Annotated in this window: 2 protein-coding genes and 1 pseudogene; 2 read left to right on the top strand and 1 reads right to left on the bottom strand. The window is 55.3% G+C overall.

Annotated elements, in window-relative coordinates; all coding sequences use genetic code 11:
* Positions 1-899: S8 family serine peptidase (locus ACR1XY_RS24295; RefSeq protein ID WP_480597336.1), on the bottom strand; the 899-nt coding region annotated here is incomplete at its 3' end.
* 205 nt (positions 900-1104) lie between these two features.
* Here ACR1XY_RS24295 and ACR1XY_RS24290 point away from each other — a divergent pair.
* Positions 1105-1197: pseudogene (locus ACR1XY_RS24290) on the top strand (IS6 family transposase); the annotation flags it as partial.
* 162 nt (positions 1198-1359) lie between these two features.
* Positions 1360-2358 (top strand): IS110 family RNA-guided transposase, encoded by a 999-nt coding sequence (locus ACR1XY_RS24285; RefSeq protein WP_170438367.1) that lies wholly within the window; start codon positions 1360-1362, stop codon positions 2356-2358.
* Positions 2359-2759: the final 401 nt, after the last annotated feature.

Genomic DNA, 2759 nt, shown 5'->3' with positions numbered 1-2759 from the left:
AGTCCCCGCAACAGTGAAACCAGATCCGCGCGTTCGTCAGAGCCTTGGCGCGCAAACGCATCGACGGCTATGATTTCTGCGCCGTGAATGAGACCCGGAACTCGGCTCTCCGGATCACCGACCATAAGAGAAGCGACTGCCGTCCCATGGATCGCTTTGGATGGAGCCAGAGACTGATCCGACAGCTGTATCAGTTCCAGCCGCGCGCTCGACATGATTTCATGGTTGGAATTGATTCCGGTGTCGATCATCCCAACAGTTACACGCACAGAACAGGCGCCGACCGTCTCCGCCATTTTTGGCCATTCGATCATCTCCCAGGCAGGACAGTTTTCATGCGAGCAGCTGTCAGAGGCCGTCTCAGGCGTTTCGTTTTGTTCGAACCGGTAGAAATGATTAAAATCCGCATTGCTGCCCGACGGCAGCGACCGGACCCGATCGCGGGCCGCCTCCAGATCCAAGTCTTCAGGAAAAGACAAACGAGTCAGAACCCGGTCCACAGCGTCCAGATTGACAGTGGCATTTATCGTGAACCCCTCGGAGACGAGTTGTTCAAGATCTTCAGCCGTGGCATCCGAGACAACAATTTCGGAAGATGCCTGTGTCGGAAGCGCAGCGACAGCCGTCGGCCGCACAGCCTGGGTTTGTCGGGGTCTGTTGAACAGTTGCCCTAGGACTCCGCTGCCGGGTCGCTCTCCCGACGATCCGCTACCGCCCGGGGAACCAGAGCCATTGTCATCGTCGTCGTCATCGTCATCATCATCATCGTCGTCGTCATCATCTGCCCAAGCTGCAGAGACGAAAGATAGTTTTGGTTCAAACGGCAAAGCCAGTTCCAGAGGGAGCCAGAAACCGAGTATCAGGCAAACCTGAAGGAGAAGCTTTGCGATCTTTTTCATTTCGGTTTCCACCCTGGTTGAACAGCTTTCGGGACGACAACGCGGCGCAAGGCGTTTTATTCCATATCAATGGAATTCGAGGACTACCGGATTTACATCACTCGGTGTCACAAAAAAAATCGCAGCCGCACTGCAGCAGCGAACAAAGGGACCTGCCAGAAGCACTTATCTTGAGGCGGGATGAGGGCTTTCGTAACCTCGGTCCATGAATAAGAGATTGCCATTCAAGTACTTCAAAACAAGTGCTGAGATCATCCGTCTGGCCGTAACGTTACACGTTCGGATTTGTTTATCTCTTCTGCGGAATACTGTCTGCGGGTCGCACGGCGGATGTCTTTGACAACTTTCTCGCCGTGGCTCGGCTTAGTTCCGGATTTCTTTCTCATCTTATGGAATGGACGCCCCTTGCACCGATGCCGATAGTTTTCGGCAGACGTATCAAGCAGAAGGAGTTCACAGAATGCAGTTACTTGCGATTGATTTAGGCAAACAGTCGTTTCACATCCACGGAATCACCAATGAGGGCGAGGTAATCTCGAAGAAGGTGACCAGATCAAAACTCGCCGCTGCCGTTCAGGAGTATTCCCCGGAAACAGTCGCCATGGAGGCTTGTGCCAGCGCTCATCACTGGGGCAGACAGTTTGAGGCGCAAGGCTATGCCGTGCGCCTCGTTCATCCGCGGTTCGTAATGCCGTTTGTCAAAGGCTCCAAGAACGACGCTGTTGATGCCGAGGCGATCTATGAGGCCGCACTGCGCCCGACTATGCGATTTGTCCCAGTGAAGACGACGGAGCAACAGGATTTGCAGATGCTGCATCGAACACGTGATCGTCTCATCACACAACGGACCGGATTGATTAATCACATTCGGGGCCTTCTGGGGGAGTATGGCGTTGTCATTCCAGTCGGTGCCTTTCGGTTCCGAAAGGATATCAGAAACGCCGTCGCTGAGGCCAAGTTGTCAGCGCTGGCAACGGAAAACTTCAACGCACTTATCGCCGAATTCGAAGCGTTGGACAAACACGTCGCTGAGCTCGACCGTAAGCTAATCGCGATCTGCCGGACCGATGAGCGGTGCAAACGTCTTGCAACCCTCCCCGGCGTCGGGCCTGTGATCGCCACCGCCTTGATCGCTGCCGTTGATGACGGTCGACACTTTTCGTCTGGCCGGGCACTCGCGGCATGGATAGGCTTGGTTCCCAGACAATATACGACGGGCGGCAAGCCCCGGCTTGGTGGCATAGGCAAACGAGGCAACCAATACCTGCGGCGCCAGCTCATCCACGGCGCCCGGTCCGTCCTGATCAGGATCGCCAATCGTGATGATCAACGCGCGAGATGGGCGCAGGGCTTGCTGGCACGCGCAGGTCACAACAAAACGCTCGTGGCTATCGCCAACAAGACAGCACGCATTGCCTGGGCGATTTTGCGGAGCGGAGAAGGCTACAAAGCGGCGTAGCGGGCAGCCCGGAAAGTACTGGCGCTCTAAGAATGCGAGGTGACGAGACGATGGTGTAACGGCAGGGGCCGCAATTCACAGCCTGTAAGGAGTGGTGGCCAGGAAAGGCCGGTCATCTTGGAAGGCACTGAAACCAGCGGATCCCATCGAGGCCAGGAGCAAAGATGCTTCAATCAAAGGCCGGATAGATTCACGCATCCAATGCCGTCAACATCATCACAAAAAACACCTTGCGCAGGGGGCGTCCATAGATCCACTCCTTGGCGGTTACGATGAGCCAGAAACCCTCTCTTATCAAATCGACCTAAACTGTCCCATTGGCGCTGACGTCAGGCAAACTGAAGGAAAAGCGGTGTGACGCGCGTATCTGCAGCGTCGGGGAATTTTTCAGCGGTTTCGAA

This window comes from Ruegeria sp. AD11(2025) (assembly GCF_056542405.1).
The sequence above is the reverse complement of the archived record's forward strand: the minus strand, read 5'-3'. Positions and strand labels throughout refer to the sequence as shown.